Below are 21,475 nucleotides of genomic sequence, written 5' to 3' on the forward strand. Positions count from 1 at the left end.
TTTTCAGTAAATATACGGGAGCTAAGATGGTCGATAGACCTCCCAATCTCGAAAAAATACGGAAATGCAGTGTCAGTAGCTGCTAAGGGTTAGCAGAATGAGGAGAATATGTTCTTTGCCTTTTTGAGTTACCAGGCTCAACTTGCAGAGCGCTATTGAGATGCCATCAACCTCGATAACAAACCGCAAAATAACTAAAGAAAAAACATTATGTTTCATGAATACCTGTATTACGAAGTCTGCAACCTGCGCGAGAAACTAGCTCACCTAGAAAGAGAAACGCAGTCTCAAACCTGGTTTAAAAAGCTGCAAGCGCTGATGGGAGTTATTAGCAAAATTCGTGAATCCCTAGACTTAGAAACAATATTCAAAATCACAGCCACCGAAGTTCGGCAACTCCTAAATGCCGATCGAGTCGCCGTCTATCGCTTCTTTCCCGAATCCGAATTGAACGAGGGCGAAGTAGTGTCCGAAGACGTACTGCCGCAATACAGCCCATCTTTGGGAACCAGAGTCCGCGACTACTGCTTCGGCGAACAATTTGCCGCCAAATACACCAAAGGATACGTTCAAGCAGTCACGGACATCTACAAAGCCCGGTTGAGCCCTTGTCACCTCAAAATCCTCAAGCGGTTTCAAATCCGAGCCAACTTAGTCGTACCCCTACTGCAGGGGAAACATTTGTGGGGATTGCTGTGCATTCACTCCTGCGGTCAACCCCGCCAGTGGCAAGAAGACGAAATCGAATTTGCCAGACAAGTAGGCGACCATTTAGCAGTTGCCATCCACCAAGCCGAACTGCACTTGCAAACCCAGAGGCAAATAGCACAAATCGAAGCGGCACAGCAGAAACTCCGCGACAGCGAGCAAAAATATCACCAAATTCTCGATTCGATCGGCGATATGGTATTAGTCAAAGGCCCCAAATCCAAAATTGTTTGGGCAAATCAAGCATTCCGCGACTATTACGGCATGACTGAAGAGGAACTTCAAGGCATCGTAGACGCACCTTTCGCCGATCCAGACAATACTCTCCAGTACGTCAGAGATGACGCCTTCGTATTTGACACCGGACACACTCTTCAAATTTCCGAAGAACCGGTGACGCGGCACGACGGAGAAGTGCGGCTGTTCAGCACCGTCAAAACACCAATCCGCAACGCAGACGGCCAAATCGTCATGACTGTCGGCGTCTCCCGCGACATGACGGAACGCAAAAAAACAGAAGAAGCGATCAAAGCCAGCGAAACCAAATACCGCAGCCTGGTAGAAACCTCCCAAGACATGATTTGGTCGGTAGATGCGATCGGGCGCTACACCTTCGTCAACCCAGCAGTTAAGTACATCTACGGTTACGAACCAGAAGAAATGATCGGTAGGCCGTTCTCCGACTTTGTGACACCAGAACAAAGCCAGAAAGATTTAGAAGTTTTCGCCCGCCTGTTTGCCGGAGAATCACTTTTCCAGTACGAAACCACCCAAATCGCCAAAGACGGCAGCATGAAACATTTGATGTTTAACGCCATCGCCCTCTACGACGAAACCGGAAACTTCCTCGGCACCACCGGTACAGCCACCGACATTACCGATCGCAAGCGAGCAGAAGCAGCCTTACAACACGCCAACGCAGAACTAGAGCGCAGAGTAGAAGCACGCACGGCAGAACTGCGCCAGACTTTTGCCGCCCTCAGTGCCAGCGAAACCAAGTTTCGGACGATCGCAGCTACCATGCCCGGAGCTCTGTTCCAATTTTGCAACCGTGACGGAATTTGGCGCATTGACTACATGAGCGATCGCATCTTCGATATCAGTGGCGTTACAGCAGCAGAAATGATGCAAGACATGAATACATTTATTTCCCGCGTTCATCCCGAAGACTTGGAAGGCTACATCGCTTCGGTGAACCAGGCCATAGAAAACCTCTCCCTCTGGCACTACGAAGGGCGGTTAGTCAAGCCCGACGGTGAGATTCGCTGGTGGCAGGGCGACTCCATGCCCACCCGCAGCGAGAACGGCGAAATCGTATTTTGCGGCGTATTGTTCGACATTACCGATCGCAAAGTTGCCGAAACCGCCATCCGCAACAGCCAGCGACAGCTACAAGAAGCCCAGAGACTCGCCCACGTCGGCAATTGGGAACTCGACGCAGCTACCGAAACCCTCAGTTGGTCGGAAGAACTTTTCCGCATCTTCGGGCTCGAACCGGCCCCCATCGCGCCCAACCTAGCCGAACAGGTAGCTCAGATTCATCCAGAAGATTTGGAATTGTGGCAAACTCAAGTGCAGCGGGGACTTGCAACAGGCATCCCTTTTGATTTTGACTTTCGCCTTTACCGTCCCGACGGCACCTTGCGACACGTGAACGCCGTGGGCAGAGCCGAAACCGATGTGAACGGCAAGGTGCTAAAACTGTTCGGTACGGTGATCGATATTACCGATCGCAAAGCCGCCGAAGCAGCACTGCGGCAAGCAGCAGTCGAGTTAGAAGACAGAGTGAGCGATCGCACGGCCGAACTTTCCCAAGCAGTCACCCAACTAGAACAAGAAATTGGCGATCGCAAACAGGCAGAAGCAGCGCTGCAAGTTTCCGAGCAAAACTTGAGAACCATATTTAACAACGTCTACGATGCTATCTTGATTCACGATTTAGAAGGAAATATTCTCGATTTCAATAATCGAATGTTAGAAATGTACGGAGTTACTCCAGAACAAGCAACAAAATTATCAATTAAAAACGACTATTCAAGTAGCGACAATCCCATTGAACAAATGGGAGAACTTTGGGAAAGAGTATTAGCCGGCGAAACAGGTCGCGTGGAATGGAAAGCGAGGCGTCCCAACGACGGTTCAACTTTTGATGCAGAAATTGCCCTATCCAGAATTCACCTCAACGGTAATCTCAACATCATTGCCAATGTCCGAGATATTAGCGATCGCAAACAGGCAGAAGCTGAACTCCAACACGCCCAACAGTTTATGGAGTCCGTACTCAAAACCATACCCGTAGGAGTTGTTGCCAAGGATGCCCAAGAACTGCGATTTGTTCTGTGGAACCCAGTAGCTGAACAGTTACTCGGTTTCAGTGCAGCAGAAGTAATCGGCAAAAATGATTACGATTTTTTCCCAACACAACAAGCTGATTTTTTCACCGCCAAAGACCGGGAAGTGCTCAACGGCGGGCACATTGTAGAAATCGCCGAAGAAGAGATTGAAACGAGGCAAGGAGAAACGCGGATATTTCATACCAAGAAAACAGCAATACTCGATGCTGAGGGCAAACCGCAATATCTATTAGCTGTCACAGAAGATATTACCGATCGCAAGCGGGGAGAAATTGCCTTGAGGCGATCGGAAGCCCAACTCAGACAGCAGGCCGATCGAGAAAAATTGCTCAACAACCTCACTACTCAAATCCGCAATTCCCTCGACTTCGACAGCATCGTTACAGTCGCAGTTAAGGAAATTCGCGCTTTCCTGCAGATCGATCGTTGCAATTTTGCCTGGTATCGCGACGACGGAGAGGAGCCTTTCTGGGAAATTCTTAAAGAATCTCGCCTTCGGGAACTTCCGGATTTAACAGGTAGCTATCAAGCTTCCGACTTCGGTCTTGTGGGAGAAAAAGTATTGCAGATGGAAATGCTGCGGGTGGATGATGTCGAAACAGTCGCAGATCCTGTTTGGAAACAAATCGTTCGATCGATGGGCTACCAATCTGTATTAATCATTCCCATGCAGGCACTTTCTGGGGTAATAAGTGCAGTTAGCTGCTCCTCCTGCTGTTCTGTTCGGCCCTGGAGCGACAGCGAAGTAGAATTGTTGCAAGCGATTACAGTTCAATTGGCGATCGCTCTCAACCAAGCCGATCTTTACGCCCAAACTCGGAATAAAGCTCTCGAATTAGAACAAACATTGCAGAAATTAACCAGCACTCAATCGCAGTTAATTCAAAATGAAAAAATGTCGAGTCTCGGTCAACTTGTGGCAGGAGTAGCCCACGAAATCAATAACCCAGTTAACTTTATTTACGGCAATCTCAGCCACGCCAACGACTATACCCAAGACTTGCTACACCTGATCGAACTTTATCAAAACCACTATCCCGATCCAGTCCCGGAAATTCAAGAAGAAGTAGACAATATTGAACTCGAATTTCTGATGAAAGACTTGCCAAAGTTGCTTTCTTCAATGAAAGTCGGTGCAGACAGAATTCAACAAATTGTTGCTTCTCTCCGCACATTTTCCCGCATGGACGAAGCGGAAATGAAAGCAGTCAACATCCACGACGGCATAGATAGCACCCTGATGATTTTGCAGCACCGACTCAAAGCTAAACACAATCATCCAGAAATTGAGGTGATTAAAGAATACGGTCAACTGCCCTTAGTAGAATGTTATGCCGGACAGTTAAATCAAGTATTTATGAACATCTTGAGCAATGCTTTGGATGCTTTGGAAGAACGGGATCTGCGCCGTTCTGCTGAGGAAATGCGGCAAAAGCCCAGCAACATCCGCATCCGCACTGAACTATCGCCTGCGGGCAAAGTAATCATTCGGATTGCTGACAACGGGCCGGGAATACCGGAGACTGTCGGCACTCGGCTTTTTGACCCGTTTTTTACCACTAAACCTGTCGGTAAAGGCACTGGAATGGGCTTGTCAATTAGCTATCAAATTGTTACAGACAGACACAACGGGTCGCTGAAATGCACTTCTTCGCCGGGACAGGGTACAGAATTGGCGATCGAGATTCCCCTCAAAGCTAATTGTTAATAGGGAATTGGTAAGTTGTAATATCAAATCCGTTAGCATCGGAATAGTAAATTCGAGTTCACTGTTGACGGTTGACGGTTGACGCCGTGAACAGTCAACCGTCAACCGTCAACATCATTCCGGTGTAACCGGAAATGATATGAGTTTGTAGCAAAAATGTCTTCACGGGGTGACGCACCATTTACGAATCTGTACCTCACTCAGTCCATAATTGCTATATTACCGAGATTTATCAGCATTTCTGTCACGGCAGAACTTTCCAAAGGTTTAGAAAACCAATATCCCTGAGCTAATTCGCAGTCTAGTTCTCGAAGCTGTGCTAACTGTTCGGCTGTCTCTACACCTTCGGCGATCGCATTTAATCCCAAATTGTGAGCCAAAGTTACGATCGCCCGCACAATCTGCAAAGGCTGACCCCCGTCGTCACCATTTTCTACAGCCCCCAAGCGGCTCACAAAAGATCGATCGATCTTCAGTGTATCCAGCGGAAAACGGTGCAAGTAACTTAAAGACGAATAGCCGGTACCGAAATCGTCGATCGACAATCGAATATTTCTACCTTTTAATTCGGCTAGCACAATATTGGCTTTTTTCACATTTTCCACGATCGCGCTTTCAGTAATCTCCAATTTTAAACAGCTCGGATCGCAGCCCGTTTCTGCTAAAATGTCATCGATTTCCTCGATTAAATTCGGCATACCTAACTGTTTAGGAGAGAGATTCACGCTCATTGTTAATTGCGAAGGATCAATAATGGGTAATTTAAAATTCGGAATTGGTACCGGGGAAGCTGTACTGAACGTAGCCGAAGAGTTGGGAATTGGGAATTGGGAATTGGTAATAGAGGAGTGGAAATCGGTAATCGGGAATTGGTAACTGGGAATTGGTAAATTTGTACCGATTCTTTCTTCCCTGTGACCAATACTGGGGCTACGCTCAGTAAAAGTTCCGTGTTCCTCATGCCCTGTATCTGTTACATCAGTTAAATTCCCTACATTGCCCGTTGCCCTCTTCTCTGTTGTTACCCTAAGCGAAGTCGAAGCGCCTTCTTCCTTCTTGTTACGCTGAGTGACTTGCCCTGAGTGCAGCCGAAGCGAGTCGAAGGGCCTTGTTCCGACTTCCATTGGACTTCTTCCCTGTTGCTCAATTAACATTTCTTGCCAAATCCGCAATTGCTGACAAGCTTCCCGCAACACCCAGGCTCCCAGAGGCACGATCAAACCTGTTTCTTCAGCTACAGGGATAAAAGTAGACGGCGGAACTAAACCCCGAACTGGGTGGTGCCAGCGCACCAAGGCCTCAAAACCTTCGAGCGCACCGCTGGCGAGCGAAACAATCGGTTGGTAGTGCACAATAAAGTGCGAACATTGATCCTTGCTCTCTCCTAATTCCTCCTTGCCCAAAATAGCCAACCGCAGGTCAGTTTCTAACTGCAACAGCGACATAGTTTGGTCGTGCATCGCCAAATTAAACACTTCGTGGCGGGCCTTACCCAAAGCTTTAGCGCGGTACATAGCGATGTCAGCATCGCGTAGGAATTCTTCCGGGTGAGTGTACTGATTCGATTCGCCACTGGCGGTGGCTTCGCCTCGACTGAAAACAATGCCAATGCTAGCGGTGGTAAATACTTCGTGCCCTTCGAGATGAAAAGGCTTCGTCAGTTCTTTTTGTATCTTTTTAGCTGCGAAAGTGGCGTCGCTGAGGCTCTGAATGTGGTCTAGCAGGATGGTGAATTCGTCTCCCCCCAGTCGGGCCACGGTATCAGAAACCCGGACGCAGGTTTGCAGTCGCTCCGCGAGGGCGATTAGCAGTTTGTCTCCTAAAACGTGTCCTAAAGAATCATTAACTACTTTGAAGCGGTCTAAATCTAGGAAAAGTAAACCAAATTTGTAATCGGGGGACTGATTGGATCGGCGGATGGCTTGTCCTAGCCTGTCGATGAACAAAACGCGGTTCGGCAAACCCGTCAGCGCATCGTGAAAAGCGCCGTGCAGAAGTTGCCGTTCTACTCGCTTGCGCTCGGTGACATCTCGGATAATAATCTGGCCAGCAGTCGAACCTTGATAAATAGCGGGGATGCCGGCCATTTCAACGTCTATTATTTGTCCGTCGAGCCGCATCAGTTTTTGTTCGGCAAGGTCGAGTGGCTGATTTTCTATCTCGACTAGCCGAATGCGCTCTGTGGCTATTTGCACATAGTTTGGATGGACGAAATGCAATATGGGAAAGCCGATTAGCGCTTCGGGAGAACTCGCACCGAGGAGTTTCGCGCCGGCAGCATTGATGTAGGCTATTTTCCCTTGACTGTGAACGGCGATCGCTTCGGGAGATAGTTCTACTAAACGGCGATAGCGTTCTTCACTTTCTTTGAGAGATACTATCAACTCGCAGCGCTCTTTTTCAGCTTGCTGGCGTTCGACTTCCATTTGGTGAACCGCCAGAATTTTGCCAATACTTTGAGCCATCAATTCGATAATTTCTATTTCTTCGTACTTGAACTTTCTTTTCTTTATTTCTGGCGAACTAAAACTCAAGGTACCGTAAGTTTTATTGTTCACAAATATCGGCGTTCCAATGTAAGATTCCGCCTTGCAGTTCTGATAAGCAGGATGTTCGCGCATCTCAATATCTGCTCCTATATGAGAATACGCAACTGTTTTGTTAAGTTGAATGACTGCCGCGCAGTAAGTATCGCTGAGGTTCAATTCTAAGCCTCGCACCAAGTATTCTAAATCTGTTTTAGCTGCTCGGACAATAAAAGTCTCGTTGTCAACTTCAGCCATGATGCCCATAGAAAGTCCAAACATCAAACAGCCTGCTGTTAGATAATCGTCAACCAGTTCTTCAAAGTTTTGATAATGATAAGTTGTAATCCGATGCAAGTGTTTGAGATTAGCGCTAAAAGCTGCTAAAGCTTGAGAATTTAAAAATAATTCTTCTTCCGATCGCTGGCGGTCGGTAATGTCTGTTTGCACTCCAATAAAGTGGGTTAGGTGTCGCCGCGAGTTGTAAACCGGAGCGATCGACAGTTCGTGCCAAAAAGGGGTGCCGTCTTTCCGAAAGTTGCGTAATATAACTTGAGATTCTCTGCCTTCTTCAATGGCAATTCGCAATTGTTTGGCAGCGGGGGTGTCAGTGTCTGTGCCCTGCAAAAATCGGCAATTTTTGCCCATTAACTCGTCTCTGCGATAACCCGTAATCCGCTCAAAACTGGGATTGACATAAATAATCGGATTATCTGCAACGGTTGCGTCGGTGATTGCAATGCCGTTGCTGCAACTTTCGATCGCCCGTTCCATCATTTGTAAGCGCTCTTGCGATATAATTCGCTCGATCGCCGCAGCCAACACGTTGGCGATCGCTTCTACAAAATAAACGTCATCTTGACTGAAAACCCGCCCTTGGCTGGTATGAACCCCCAAAATACCCCAGGCCGGCGAGGATGAACTGTTCGCTGGTTCTGCTTGTCCCCAGTTGCTCCCCAGTCCCCGATTGCCGGGAATAATTACAGTGACGCCGCTGACAGCCCGGTGGTTGTGCAGTAGCGGCAACTCACTAAAGCGCGTTTCCACCCGCAAATCTTCGACGATTGTCGGTTCGCCCACTAGCAATGTGTAACCTGCTTGCGATCGGGCAGAAGCGGCAACAGTAGCGCTGCCGACGAGGCCCGGCTGCCAGCCCACCCCCGCTCGCAGCATAAAAGCATGACCAGAGGGCAACAGTTCTAACACCTGGCAATAATCAACGTCCAGGGTTTGAGCAATTAAAACCGCAGCTTTGTCCATCAGTGCGGACAAATCTGTTTCGGCCAGGGCCTGCTGCCCCAAGTAAGCGACGGCCGCTTGCTGGCGGGCTCGCGAGTGGATTGACGTGAGCAATTCCTGCTCCTTGGCGGCCGCTCGCTTCCGATCCGTAATGTCGGTGAACACCGACAGAACAGCTTTCCCCGACACCAATGTCAGATACCGCATCGATACACTTGCCCAAAACAGCGTGCCGTCAGCTTTTTTAAGCCGGACTTCTGTCTCGCGGACGTGTCCGTTGCGGGCGAGCCGCAACAGCAATTCCTGGCGCTCTGCCGGTTTGTGGTAGAGCATTTCGGCTTTTTGGCGGTCGATCGACTTGAATCCTGTAAACCCGAAAGCCTGACGACATAAATCGTTACTATAAAGAATTGTGCCGTCCGCCAGACTGCTCACGACCAGGGGTATTGGCATCGAGTTGGCGATCGTCAGCAGTAATTCTTTGGTTCCTTGCAGCTCTTTGTACAAGTCTGGCTTGGAGGCCCAGCCGTGACAGTCTTCAGACTTTTCAGGGATAAAACTTTCCATTGTTTAATCGATCCATTAGCAGGACAACTTTTTTAAACTTGTGGTCAATCAATACTGCGGACGGTTTTTAATAAGCATTCGTAGAATAAAAGTGTCAAGGCGATTCGCCAATCGAGCTACCAACGGAAAATCAAGGGTTTCAAACTACGAACTACAAACAGTCCAGACTATTGGTAAATGACGATTTCAGATGCAGAGGAGGATATACAGTAGCCCACAACACATTAATCTTAACCAGAACTATGCAACTGAACGCCCCTAAACTGCTCGGCTGAAGTTTGATACGCTGCTCTCCCGTTAAAGACCACATCTGTCTTTGGTATGACAATCTACTGTTTTTAAAGTTGCGTTAAGTTTTGATAAGAGCGAGGTACTTTACCCAATGTGCAGCGGAAGCTCCTAATCTAAAAAGTAAAGTCACCTACAAACAACCACCGAATACTATCCGAGGAGAGAGGAGAAATGCTTGAATCTTACCGCCGTACCGCTGCCGAACGGGCCGCTTTGGGAATTCCACCCCTGCCACTAGACGCCCAGCAAACGTCGGAACTGTGTGAACTGCTGAAAAATCCGCCGGCACAAGAAGAAGAAACCTTAATAGAATTATTGCGCGATCGCGTCCCCCCAGGCGTAGACAGCGCCGCCTACGTCAAAGCTGGTTTTTTAACTGGCATTGCTAAAGGCGAAATCCACAGCCCCCTAATTGCTCCCAAATGGGCAGTTTACCTGCTGGGGACAATGATGGGCGGTTACAACGTCCAATCTTTAATCGATTTGCTCAATCCCACTGCCGAAATCGCCATTCCCGCCACCGCCGCCCGGGCACTGAGCAAAACGTTGTTAGTATTCGACGCTTTCCACGACGTTATAGCTTTGTCTGATACCAATCCCTACGCCAAGCAGGTAGTCGATTCTTGGGCGGATGCCGAGTGGTTTACAGGTCGTCCTGTGTTGCCAGAAGCGATTACCGTTACAGTCTTCAAAGTTCCTGGAGAAACCAATACTGACGACTTGTCGCCTGCACCTCATGCTACCACGCGGCCGGACATTCCCCTACACGCTTTGGCGATGCTGGAAAGTAAGATGCCAGGAGCTTTGCAAACCATTGCAGACTTGAAGCAAAAAGGTCATCCCGTCGCCTATGTTGGTGATGTTGTCGGCACCGGTTCCTCGCGGAAATCGGCGATTAATTCCGTGCTCTGGCATATTGGCAATGATATTCCGTTTGTGCCGAACAAGCGCAGTGGCGGTTATATTTTAGGAAGTGCGATCGCCCCGATATTCTTCAATACCGCTGAAGATTCCGGCGCATTGCCGATCGAATGTGATGTCTCCCAAATGGAAACAGGAATGGTAATTACCATCCATCCCTACAAAGGCGAAATCACCAACGAAGCCGGAGAAATTATCTCCACCTTCACCCTCAAACCCGACACAATTCTAGACGAAGTTCGCGCAGGTGGACGAATTCCGCTATTAATTGGACGAACTTTAACCGACAAAACTCGCGCTGCTTTAGGACTAGAACCTAGCACTATTTTTACCCGTCCTACAATTCCAGTAGATACGGGAAAAGGCTTTACTTTAGCACAAAAAATGGTAGGAAAAGCCTGCGGTTTGTCCGGCGTTCGTCCCGGTACATCTTGCGAACCAGTAATGACAACAGTCGGCTCGCAAGATACCACCGGGCCAATGACTCGCGACGAATTGAAAGAACTTGCTTGTTTGGGATTTAGCGCCGATTTGGTTATTCAAAGTTTCTGCCATACCGCCGCTTATCCAAAACCTGTTGATGTCAAAACTCACCATGAATTGCCCGATTTCATGGCAGAGCGCGCCGGCATAGCTTTGCGCCCCGGAGACGGCATTATTCACTCTTGGCTCAACCGGATGTTATTGCCCGATACAGTGGGAACTGGCGGCGATTCTCACACTCGTTTTCCTTTGGGAATTTCCTTTCCTGCGGGTTCGGGATTGGTGGCATTTGCTGCGGCCTTGGGCGTCATGCCTTTGGATATGCCGGAATCGGTTTTAGTGCGGTTCAAAGGTGAATTGCAGCCCGGAGTAACGCTGCGGGATGTGGTGAATGCAATTCCCTATGTGGCAATTCAAAAAGGTTTGCTAACCGTCGCGAAACAGAACAAGAAAAACATCTTTTCTGGGCGGATTATGGAGATTGAGGGTTTGCCCGATTTGAAGGTTGAGCAGGCTTTTGAATTGACCGATGCGACGGCCGAGCGTTCTTGCGCTGGATGCACGATTAAATTGAGCGTGGAGACTGTTTCCGAGTACATTCGCTCCAATGTCGCGCTGCTGAAAAACATGGTAGCGCGGGGCTATCAAGATGCGCGGACGATGATGCGCCGGGTGGCGAAGATGGAGGAATGGCTGGCAAATCCGGTGCTGATGGAGGCGGATGCTGATGCCGAATACGTTGAAATCATCGAAATCGATCTGAACGAGATTAAAGAGCCAATTGTGGCTGCTCCCAATGACCCGGATAATGTTAAGTTGTTGAGTGAGGTTGCGGGCGATCGCGTTGACGAAGTATTTGTCGGTTCTTGCATGACAAATATCGGTCACTACCGCGCCACAGCGAAGGTGTTGGAAGGTGCAGGGGAAGTGAAAACTCGCCTGTGGATTTGTCCCCCAACTCGGATGGACGAACAGCAACTCAAAGAAGAAGGTTATTACAGCATTTTTGGAGCCGCTGGAGCGCGTACAGAAATGCCCGGTTGCAGTCTTTGTATGGGCAATCAAGCGCGGGTTAAAGATGCGACAACGGTTTTTTCAACTTCTACTCGTAACTTTAACAACCGCATGGGCAAAGATGCTCAAGTTTATCTCGGTTCGGCAGAACTGGCTGCTGTTTGTTCGCTGTTAGGTCGCATTCCTACAGTCCAAGAATACAATGACATTGTGTCGAAGAGAATCGATCCTTTTGCGGGTGATTTGTATCGCTATTTGAATTTCGATCAAATTGCAGGTTTTGAGGATGAAGGCAGAGTTATTGCTTTGGAAGATATGCCTCGCATTGAGGATATTTTGGGGATTCCTGATGGTGTGTTGAGCAAGTAAAAAGTGTGGCGGGCAATTGCCCGCCTTTTATTTATAATAGGAGAGGGGTTCACGCCTGCATCTCTAGTTCACGTCCAGGATATTGATCGACCTGCCCCCATCCCCTTTTCGTAAATCAATCAAACTTCATATAAATCTGAGAAAGGAGAAAAGTGATTATGCCTGAGCAAGCTTTAATTAGCGAAAGCCAAGCGACAGGAACTTCAGCGCCCGAAACTCGCATAGGTGAAGAAATTGTAGATTTTTTGCGGGAGATTCAGCAAACTCCGAGAGAATATTGGCCAAACTTACTTCAGATGATTCGGCTATTTCGCTCCACAGTAACACTGAAGCCAGGAACCCCCGATACTTCGATAAAAGCTAGAGACGAAATTAAGACCATCGATCCCGTACAGCAGCACGAAGCTCTGAGCAAATTGCTACAGTCTTGGGTTGACGATGGAGATGAACAGGAGCAAACAGAAACCGCTGAAGTTCTCCGCAAGGCACTAGAAGAAAACCCCGTGCATATATAAGATCATTCCATGAGCAGAATAGTGTTGTTAGATTCTGGGCCTTTAGGAATTGTTACAAATCCCAAAGCCACCTCTCCTTTATATCAAGAGGGCAAACTTTGGCTGCAATCTTTGCCACAGAAAGGTTACATTGTAATGCTCCCTGAAATTGCTGACTATGAGGTGAGGCGTGAATTAATTCGTGCAGGTAAGGCGACAGGTATTAGACGACTTGATGAACTTAAATCGCAAATTCCCTACCGTCCTTTGACTACAGAAGTAATGCTTTTAGCGGCTCAGTTGTGGGCTGACGCGAGAATGAGAGGAAGACCAACCGCAGAAGCCAATGCACTTGACGGGGATGTGATTTTGGCGGCTCAAGCAATATTGGAGGCTAGTGAAGGAAATCAGGTGGTAATTGCTACAACAAATGTGGGGCATTTGTCGCAATTTGTGGATGCTCGCGAGTGGCGGCTAATTGAGTGATGTTTAAATCCATCGCACTTAGCCAATCCCTGCTATACTTTGAACTACAGATATTTTTACAGACACCGTTGGCGAGATAAACAGGATGGTGGAAACAGTGGAGACAAGCGAAAAAATTGACGATCGCACACAAACCCGCTACTGGGGTCAAGTTACAGTCATAGACGCGGGCGATCGTTATAAGATAAATCGTATTGAAGTCAAGCCGGGGCATCACATCAGCACCCAAATGCACTATCACCGCAGCGAGCACTGGGTTGTCGTCTCCGGTACCGCTAAAGTTATCTGCGACGACAAAGAGACGATTCTCATGCAGAAACAGTCAACCTATGTTCCCATGAATACTGCTCACCGCGTAGAAAATCCAGGCGTTATTCCCCTGGTGATGATTGAAATCCAAAATGGTGAATACCTCGGCGATGATGACATTATCCGCTTCGCCCAAGATGCTCACGAGGAAGATTGATCCTAGATCCAAATATGAACCCACCGTAGACGCCTGGGAAAAGCTTCGCACACCGAACAATGACCTAGGCTACGCAGCGACCGGAAACAAGATAAATCCTACAATTAAAAATTTAGGGGCAATTTCAGAATTGCCCCTACCTTATTATATTAACTTTGTTAAGCACCAGAATTTGATATAGCAAGTGGCGATCGTCCTACGGCAAAGAAGCGTTTTTCAAATCTACATTTGCCATATTGGCATTCTTTAAATTAGCACCTGTCAAGTCCGAACCATTCAAATTTGCACCGTTCAAATTTGCATTGGTCAAATTTGCATCCCGCAAGTTGACTCCCTGTACGTCTACTCCCGACAAACTGCCACCTCTGAGGCTGACATTCGCTAAATTCGCTACCGACTGGCGAGCATTTCTCAGGTTTGCACCCGCCAAATTGGCGCTTTCTAAATTAGCGCCGATTAAATTAGCGCTGGTGAGGTTGGTATTTTTCAAACTCGCAATCACTAAACCCGCCAAACTCAGATTAGCGCGGCTCAAATCAGCACCCTCCAAATTAGCCCCGTGCATTTTAGCCGCAATTAAACTCGCACCTTGCAATTTAGCTTGTTTCAGATTTGCTTCATTCAGTTTGGCTTCGTTCAAATTTGCACCGCTGAGGTTGGCACCGCTGAGGTTCGCACCGCTCAAATCTGCGCCAGTCAAATTGATACCAGCAAGCTGCGCTCCTGTCAAGTCACATTGGCTACATTTTTTAGTTTCTAATAATTGCTTGACGTGCGATACGTTTTCTGCCTTTACTCCGGAGGCACAACCGATCGCAATCAGCAGCCCTGTTGTTGTTAAAATTCCAAGTTTCATATACCCACCCTCAGCAAAATCTCTCTTTAATAATATCCCACATTATTAAAGAGGTTAGGGTGATCAGTCTCTTTGATAAACTGTGACAATCATCACCCTGTTGTGCACAAAATATGCAATAATTATTGAGTTTTAAACTCCCAAAAATTATTGTAAAGAATTATTGCTTTTTCAGGAACCAAAAAGGAAAAGATTGCGTCGGTTCTAGACGGACGCCGGTAATGCTGTTCTGAGCAAATGTATAGTCTTTATCCTGCCAAAGAGGGATGAAAGGTACATCTTGACCCAGTATGTCTTGAATTTCGGCAAACAGGGCTTTGCGGGTTTCAGGATTTGCTTCTTTTCGTTGCTTGTCGATTAGTTCATTTACCCGATCGCTATAATAAAACGAACCCTGACCTTGACTTTGACCCTTGGAGCAGCCCTCAGCCTCGGAACCTGTCGCACAATCTAAAAACGGGTGGATGTAATTGTCAGCGTCAAAAAAGTCGGCGGACCAATCCACTAAAACCGCAGGATAAATTCCCTTCTCTATGTTTTGAAACAAAGTCGAAGATTCAACGCTGTTAATTTCAACCTGCATTATTCCGTCCATTTTGAGTTTAGCTTGCTCCTCCATCATACTCGCGACTAAAGCTCTTTTTCTTGAAGCCGAAGCATACCAGATTGGCAGAACAAAAGGATTTGTGGCCGAGTATCCCGCTTTCGTTAAAAGTTCCTTAGCCTTTGTCGTGTTGGCATCGCCGTACAGTTCTTTAAAAACAGGTTTTTGAACGTCGAAGTTTGTGGGAATCAGACTGTAAAGCGGTTGTGCTTGTCCCCGCAGTACGCGCTCGTTAATCACCGGGCGATCCATCACTGCTGCGATAGCCTGTCTCACTTCTAACTTGTCCAGCGGTTTAGACTTGGTATTCAGCACCATGTAATTAACCGTACTGCTTTCCCCCGCGATTTCCTGCCATTTCCCTTTTTTTGCTCCCTCGTCCAAGCTTTGAACTTGGTCTGCATCCAGAGACAAATAAGCTACATCGATCGCACCCGTCTGAAAAGTATTGAACAAATTTGACGAACTAGAAAGCAGCAAAAGGTCAATTCCTTGATTAACCGGCTTTTCCCCCCAATACTTGTCAAACACATCAAACTTGAGAGAATCGCTGCCGTACTTCGCCAGCTTGTAACGTCCAGTTCCCACAAAGGTATCGGGTTTAAATTTACCCTGTCCAATCTCGTATGCTTTCGGAGAAACCGCACACATACCGGAAAATGTCAACAGGGAAGGAAAAGCAGTAAAAGGCTTTTTGAGTTGAAAAGTTAATTCGTATTCGCCCGTGGCTTTTACCGATTCTACTGCATCGCTCAACAACATAGCCGGACTGCCACCATTTTTGATAAACCGCTGCAAGGAAAATTCCATTGCTGCGGCGTTAAACGGTGTGTCATCGTGAAAAATAACACCTTGACGCAAGGGGATTGTATATGTCAATCCGTCTTGGCTAACTTTTGGCATTGCTGTCGCTAAGTGGGGGATTAACTTTGTAGTTCCAGACTCGTAGGTGTAGAGAGTGTCGCCCAAATTTCGCAGCAATTGTCCTGATAAGGTTTCGTAACCGTCCGCAGGGTCGATCGTCCGCAATTTCAAGGTTGTGCCAATAGTAACGCGGTTATTAGCATTTTCGCCGGTCGCATTCACCGATCGACGCGCTCCCTGTCCGCAACTTGCAGTTAACAAGCAGCACAGAAAGAACAGAGCTATCGCTTTAATCACTGAAGGTTTTATATGTATTCTAGGCTGCTGCTTGTTAATTCCCATCGTCTTTTTTTGACACTCCAAATTATTGATTATATTATCAGGACTTACGCACTATTAAACTAGAAACCGGATTTATTGATAGATTCTCCTGTAATACAAATATCGCTGCCTAACCAGAGTAACTTAAAAGCTTGGTGATGTTCGATCGTTTGAGATCCTTCGGCTCAATCTTTATAGCTTGCGGGGTCATGAGTGTTCTTGCTAAGAAGTGCGGCGATCGTCTTAATTAACTTATCCGGTTCGATCGGCTTTGCCAGATGTCGTTGAAATCCAGCTTGCAAAGCTTGCTGTTGATTAAACTCCCCCGCATAGGCAGTCAGGGCGATCGCGGGAATCAGCCCACCCCGTTCTGGCGGCAGGGTTCGCACTTGCCGCAACAGCATATAGCCATCCATCCCCGGCATTCCAATGTCGCTCAACAGGACATCGGGCTGGAAATTAGTCAACGCTGTCACGGCTTCTTGAGGGACAGCAACAGTCACTACCTCTGCACCTGCATCTTCTAGCACAAAGGAAATCAACTCTCGCATATCCGGCTCATCATCTACCACAACTATCCGCATCCCGGATAACGGTTCATCCGCAGTCGATCGTTCCGAAAGTCTTGCCAGAGAGTTTTCTTGTCTTACCTTCCCTGATAGGGGCAGTCTTACGGTAAAGGTAGCTCCTAACCCTTCACCCTGGCTCTGGGCCCCAACGGTGCCACCGTGCAGTTCGACTAAATGCCGCACGATCGCCAGCCCCAATCCCAAGCCACCAAACTTGCGGGTTGTAGCGCCATCTTTTTGCCGGAAGTAGTCAAACACGTAGGGTAAAAACTCTGGTGCGATGCCAATCCCTGTATCCGCCACCGTAATTTGAGCGTGATTGCCAACACGAGTCAAATTCACCTCAACGCGCCCCCCGGCAGAAGTGAATTTGACCGCATTGGAAACAAGATTCCACACAACTTGCTGCAAACGGCCCGAATCCCCCAAAATTTGTCCAATCTGAGGATCTAACACAGTCCGAATGTCAATGGATTTGGCAACAGCAGCCAAATTGACAGTTTCGATCGCCGATTCCACAGTTAAAGCTAAATCGACTGGACGAATATTAAGACTGAGCTTGCCTTGGAGAATTTTCGAGACATCAAGCAAATCTTCAATCAATTCAGTTTGCAGCTTGGCATTGCGTTCGATCGTCGCTAACGCCTGTGCAGTTTTGGCCGCATCCAGCTTGCCAGTTTGCAGCAGCTTTGACCATCCCAGGATGGGATTGAGGGGCGATCGCAATTCATGGGATAGTACCGCTAAAAACTCATCCTTGATCCGATTTGCCTGTCTTAGCTGTTCCGCTTGCTGCTGGAGTGAATCGTTCAGATTTGCCCGTTCCAGAGCGATCGCGATCTGGTCACAGATAGATCCCAGCAGATCGATTTCTGCAGGGGTAAAGTGCGTCCGAGTCAGACTGGCAAATGAGAGCGTTCCTAATAACTGCCCTTGAGCGATTAACGGTTGACCCGCGTAAGCCGTGATGCCCAGTTCATAGGCGGCTCTACCATTCGGATGAGTGGAGAGTTCGGCTTGATTCAAGACAAGTTGCTGGTGCGTTTGGGCAACCAGTCCACAGAGATATTGCCCTAATTCGATCCATGCGATCGCCTGCGCCCTTTCTTCAGAGATGCCATCATAGTTTCTCAAATGCAGCATCCGGCGGTTGTCTTTTTCTTCCACCATGAAGTTGTAGTAAGAGTGCAGATCGAGTTGCACTGCTAGTTTGCGGAATAGCGTGTCCATCAACGCCAGAGGCTGTTCTGTCTTCATGAGATCGCGGGTAGTTTCATACAGCAATTGCAGTCGCTCACTTGCTTGCCGTTGTGAGGTCTTGTCCTGCATGATTTTGACCAATCCCTGCGGACAATCCGCTTCGTTAAGCAGGGGCATCATCAATCCACTAGCCCAAAAGCGATTCCCATCTTTGCGGACGTGCCAGCGTTCGTCTTCGGCCCGTCCTTGCAGTAGAGCCGTTTGCCTCTCGTACTCGGCTTGTCCTTGTTCGTTATCTTCGGGTGTGAAGATCATCCGACTCGAGCAACCAATTGCTTCTGTCTCGGTATAGCCCAACAACCTTTCTGCCCCTGAGTTCCAACTGGCAATGATGCCGTTAAGGTCGATGGTGAAGATGGCATAATCTTTGGCGCTTTCAATGATCAGACGGAGGCGGGATTCACTCTCGCGCAGGGCTTCCTCAGCTTGTTTGTGGTCTTCAATATCAACACAGGAGCCGATGTAGCCCAAGAACTCACCGTCCAATCCGTAGCGAGGAACAGCTTCATCCATAACCCAACGATATATGCCATCACAGCGTTTCAAGCGATATTCCATCTTGAACGGTTGACGGGCATCAAAGGCAGTCACATACGTGTCTAAACACCGATCAAGGTCGTCGGGGTGGACTCCTTGTGCCCAACCATTGCCCATTTCTTGCTCGATCGTCCGTCCCGTAAAGTTTAGCCACGGGAGGTTGAAGTAATAACAGAGTTTATCGGTTCCCGACATCCAAATCAGCACAGGGGCGGCATCTGCCATCACCCGGAACCGTGCCTCACTCTCCCGTAGTGTGGCTTCGGCTTGTTTGCGATCGGTGATATCGTTGACCAGTGCTACAAACCCTTCAACTTTTCCCTGGCTATTGCAGCGGGGAACATAGGTCGCATTGACATAACGGGTTCGACCATCTTTGTAGGGAACTTGGGTTTCAAAGGTCACTTCCTCTCCTGCCAAGACTTGCTCAACATAAGGACGAATCCCTTCATAGCCAGTTTCCCCTAAAACCTCTTGGAGGTGCTTGCCATAGATTTCCGTTGCCGGATGTCCAAACCATTGTTCATATGCTCGATTGTTGAAGCGGTAGCGTTGGTCTGAGTCTACAAAGGAAATCAAGGCAGGCACGGCATTGGTGACTAAACGAAGTTCTGCTTCTCGTTGTTGCAATACCTCCTCGGCCTGTTTTCGATCGGTGACATTTCGGAAATAAACCGTAATCCCGTTCGCGGCAGGGTAGGTGCGAACGTCATACCACCGATCGTGATCGGGATAAAACGCCGTGACTGACAAAGCTACGCGCTCGTTTGCCACGCGCCGATAAACCCGCTCAAACTCGCTGCCATTGAGTCCGGGGAATTCTTCCCACACATTTTTCCCAATCAGATCGCTTGCAGTGCGGTCTAGCAGAATTCCGCCAGACGGATTCACGTAAGTGAAACACCAATTCTCATCAAGGGAAAAGAATCCATCATCAATGCTCTCCAGAATGTTCCGACTGTGCTCTTCGCTTTGACGCAACGCTTCTTCGGCTTGTTTACGATCGCTGATGTCGATTAATACGCCGCGCGTCGAAATAATCATGCCATCAGCGTTATAGGCGCAATCGCCCTTTGCCAAAATCCAACGAACGGTGCCATCTGCCCACAGCGCCCGATACTCAATTTCAGTATGCGGTTGATTCGCTTTTAGCTCAGTGAGGACGCTGTGAACGAATGGGCGATCGTCCTGATGCACGGCTTCTAAAAACACCTGCATCGACATTGCCGTATCTACGGGTAAACCAAACATCGCTTTGGCTATGTCCGTAAAACTCAGCGTGTCAGTTTCTATATCCCAATACCACAAACCCAAATTGCCGCCTTCGGAAGCCAGTCGGAGTTGTTCTTCGCTCTCACGCAACGCCTGGAACGATCGATCGCGCTCGAAGGCGATGCTGGCAACTTGGGTGCCGAACTCGGCGAGTTTATATTCCCAATCCGTCGGCCTCCGCGCCTCGCTAAAGCACAGCATCAGCGACCCCAGAGGTAGATTGTCCTGCCTGAGCACGGGCTGAGAATGACAGGCTAGAATGCCATGAGCCACGCATAAATTTCGCCATGCTTGCGACCAGCGCTCGTCGTTGGCAATGTCGGCGCAGGTCACGGGCTGACCGCTATACACTGCTTCGCCGCAGGTTCCAATGCACAAATCGTTAATCGGAGCATCTTGAAGTCCTTCAGCAAAAGATGGTGGAAAGTCTGGAGTAATGTATCTGTTAAACGTTAGGCGCTGAGCATCCGCTAGCAGGAAGCCCGCGCGGGTACCCGGATTCAGCCTGGATACTGAGTTACATACCGCTGCCAGACAGTCGTCTAGTGGCTGTCCGAAGGCGATCGACTCCAGCAGTCGTTTCTGCTCGATTAAGAGGAGTTCCGCCTGTTTGCGATCGGTAATGTCAGCAAGCAAAACGGTCAGTCCACTGGGCGAAGGGTAAATTCGATGGTCATGCCAACCCTTCCAAGGTGAGTAGAGATAATCAAACTGGAGCGGCGTTTGTGCGTGCATTGCCCGATGAAATTGCACATAAGCATCGGTGTCAACTGCCGCCGGAAATAGATCCCAAACGTTCTGACCCAGAATCGCTGACCGCGGCATTCCAATCATTTCACAGTAGCGATCGTTGGCATAGGTGTAGCGCCAATCGCGATCGAGGATGTAAAACCCATCGTTGATGCTAGAAAGTACCGTTTCTAGCTGTTCTTTTGCCTCCGTCGCCGCAGCTTGTGCGGCTTCGCCCCGAAGCTGGGCTTTTTGTTCTTGCGACCTTGCTTCCTGTAAAATTTGCAAGGCTGCTTTCGCATTTTTTAGAGCACTGCGCCACGATAGATTGAGTGAAGCGCTCAATCCTGCGGCGAGCGAAAACATACCCAGCCGAACAATTGTCTCTACATTAACTATCTGTAAGGAATAGAATGGCTCAATAAAAAAATAGTTGATGGCCAGCGTGGATAAAATTGTTGCCAGTAACCCAGCCCCGAAACTGCCATACCACGCACTCACCATCACCGCGATGAAAAACAGGGGCATCGTGGTTGGGTAGAGCCACGGTAAAAGCAATCGGGTTAGCGCCAGTGCCAGAGCCACGGAGAGGGTGGCCACACCATAGGGAAGTAGTCGAATATCTCTGAAAATGCTGTTGATTTCCTCTACACTCACCCTTTGTACTCCTTATCCGAAAAATATCTTGCTCGCAGCGCCTGACTGCATTCGCCAAGCGTTGCAGTAAGGCGAATCACCTAACTCATCCAGCAATATCTCAATTTGCTTGAGTGGCAAGCGAGAAGTTGTAGCGTGTCCATTTTCCCAACGATTAATCGGGGTAAGGTCATCCCTAATT

General features: G+C 48.4%; 9 protein-coding genes. 5 read left to right on the forward strand and 4 right to left on the reverse strand.

Annotated elements, in window-relative coordinates:
• Positions 1-210 precede the first annotated feature (210 nt).
• Positions 211-4,770: a PAS domain S-box protein gene (locus QUA83_RS16975; RefSeq protein WP_333294528.1), complete on the forward strand. Its 4,560-nt coding sequence runs from the start codon at positions 211-213 to the stop codon at positions 4,768-4,770.
• 200 nt (positions 4,771-4,970) lie between these two features.
• On the opposite strand, the gene QUA83_RS16980 is transcribed toward QUA83_RS16975, so the two are convergent.
• Positions 4,971-9,101: an EAL domain-containing protein gene (locus QUA83_RS16980; protein WP_333294531.1), complete on the reverse strand. Its 4,131-nt coding sequence runs from the start codon at positions 9,099-9,101 to the stop codon at positions 4,971-4,973.
• 462 nt (positions 9,102-9,563) lie between these two features.
• Here QUA83_RS16980 and acnB point away from each other — a divergent pair, with 462 nt between their 5' ends.
• The 4 genes from acnB to QUA83_RS17000 all read left to right on the forward strand — a co-directional run bounded on the left by acnB (position 9,564) and on the right by QUA83_RS17000 (position 13,625).
• On the forward strand, positions 9,564-12,179 hold the full coding sequence (gene acnB / locus QUA83_RS16985; protein WP_333294534.1) for a bifunctional aconitate hydratase 2/2-methylisocitrate dehydratase: 2,616 nt from the start codon (positions 9,564-9,566) through the stop codon (positions 12,177-12,179).
• A gap of 158 nt (positions 12,180-12,337) precedes the next feature.
• Positions 12,338-12,694, forward strand: a complete 357-nt coding sequence (locus QUA83_RS16990) for a hypothetical protein (protein ID WP_333294537.1) — start codon at positions 12,338-12,340, stop codon at positions 12,692-12,694.
• A gap of 9 nt (positions 12,695-12,703) precedes the next feature.
• Complete coding sequence (locus QUA83_RS16995; RefSeq protein ID WP_333294540.1) at positions 12,704-13,159, forward strand: nucleic acid-binding protein; 456 nt, start codon at positions 12,704-12,706, stop codon at positions 13,157-13,159.
• Positions 13,160-13,244: 85 nt separating this feature from the next.
• On the forward strand, positions 13,245-13,625 hold the full coding sequence (locus tag QUA83_RS17000) for a cupin domain-containing protein (RefSeq protein ID WP_445301784.1): 381 nt from the start codon (positions 13,245-13,247) through the stop codon (positions 13,623-13,625).
• 196 nt (positions 13,626-13,821) lie between these two features.
• Here QUA83_RS17000 and QUA83_RS17005 read toward each other — a convergent pair whose 3' ends face one another.
• The 3 genes from QUA83_RS17005 to QUA83_RS17015 form a co-directional block, all read right to left on the reverse strand.
• Entirely contained in the window at positions 13,822-14,481 is a 660-nt protein-coding gene (locus QUA83_RS17005) for a pentapeptide repeat-containing protein (protein WP_333294542.1), read from the reverse strand.
• 160 nt (positions 14,482-14,641) lie between these two features.
• Complete coding sequence (locus QUA83_RS17010; protein ID WP_333294547.1) at positions 14,642-16,291, reverse strand: ABC transporter substrate-binding protein; 1,650 nt, start codon at positions 16,289-16,291, stop codon at positions 14,642-14,644.
• A 164-nt stretch (positions 16,292-16,455) separates the two neighbouring features.
• Positions 16,456-21,294, reverse strand: coding sequence for a PAS domain S-box protein (locus tag QUA83_RS17015; RefSeq protein WP_333294550.1), 4,839 nt, complete (start codon positions 21,292-21,294; stop codon positions 16,456-16,458).
• Between the last annotated feature and the right edge of the window lie 181 nt (positions 21,295-21,475).

Origin of the sequence: Microcoleus sp. K1-B1 (genome assembly GCF_036704705.1) — a bacterium.
GTDB lineage: Bacteria > Cyanobacteriota > Cyanobacteriia > Cyanobacteriales > Microcoleaceae > Microcoleus.

What these genes read in the sequence shown, in the direction of transcription:
- QUA83_RS16975 (WP_333294528.1), top strand. Translation starts at nt 211, where the DNA reads ATGTTTCATGAATACCTGTATTACGAAGTCTGCAACCTGCGCGAGAAA.
- QUA83_RS16980 (WP_333294531.1), bottom strand. Translation starts at nt 9,101, where the DNA reads ATGGAAAGTTTTATCCCTGAAAAGTCTGAAGACTGTCACGGCTGGGCC.
- acnB (WP_333294534.1), top strand. Translation starts at nt 9,564, where the DNA reads ATGCTTGAATCTTACCGCCGTACCGCTGCCGAACGGGCCGCTTTGGGA.
- QUA83_RS16990 (WP_333294537.1), top strand. Translation starts at nt 12,338, where the DNA reads ATGCCTGAGCAAGCTTTAATTAGCGAAAGCCAAGCGACAGGAACTTCA.
- QUA83_RS16995 (WP_333294540.1), top strand. Translation starts at nt 12,704, where the DNA reads ATGAGCAGAATAGTGTTGTTAGATTCTGGGCCTTTAGGAATTGTTACA.
- QUA83_RS17000 (WP_445301784.1), top strand. Translation starts at nt 13,245, where the DNA reads ATGGTGGAAACAGTGGAGACAAGCGAAAAAATTGACGATCGCACACAA.
- QUA83_RS17005 (WP_333294542.1), bottom strand. Translation starts at nt 14,481, where the DNA reads ATGAAACTTGGAATTTTAACAACAACAGGGCTGCTGATTGCGATCGGT.
- QUA83_RS17010 (WP_333294547.1), bottom strand. Translation starts at nt 16,291, where the DNA reads ATGGGAATTAACAAGCAGCAGCCTAGAATACATATAAAACCTTCAGTG.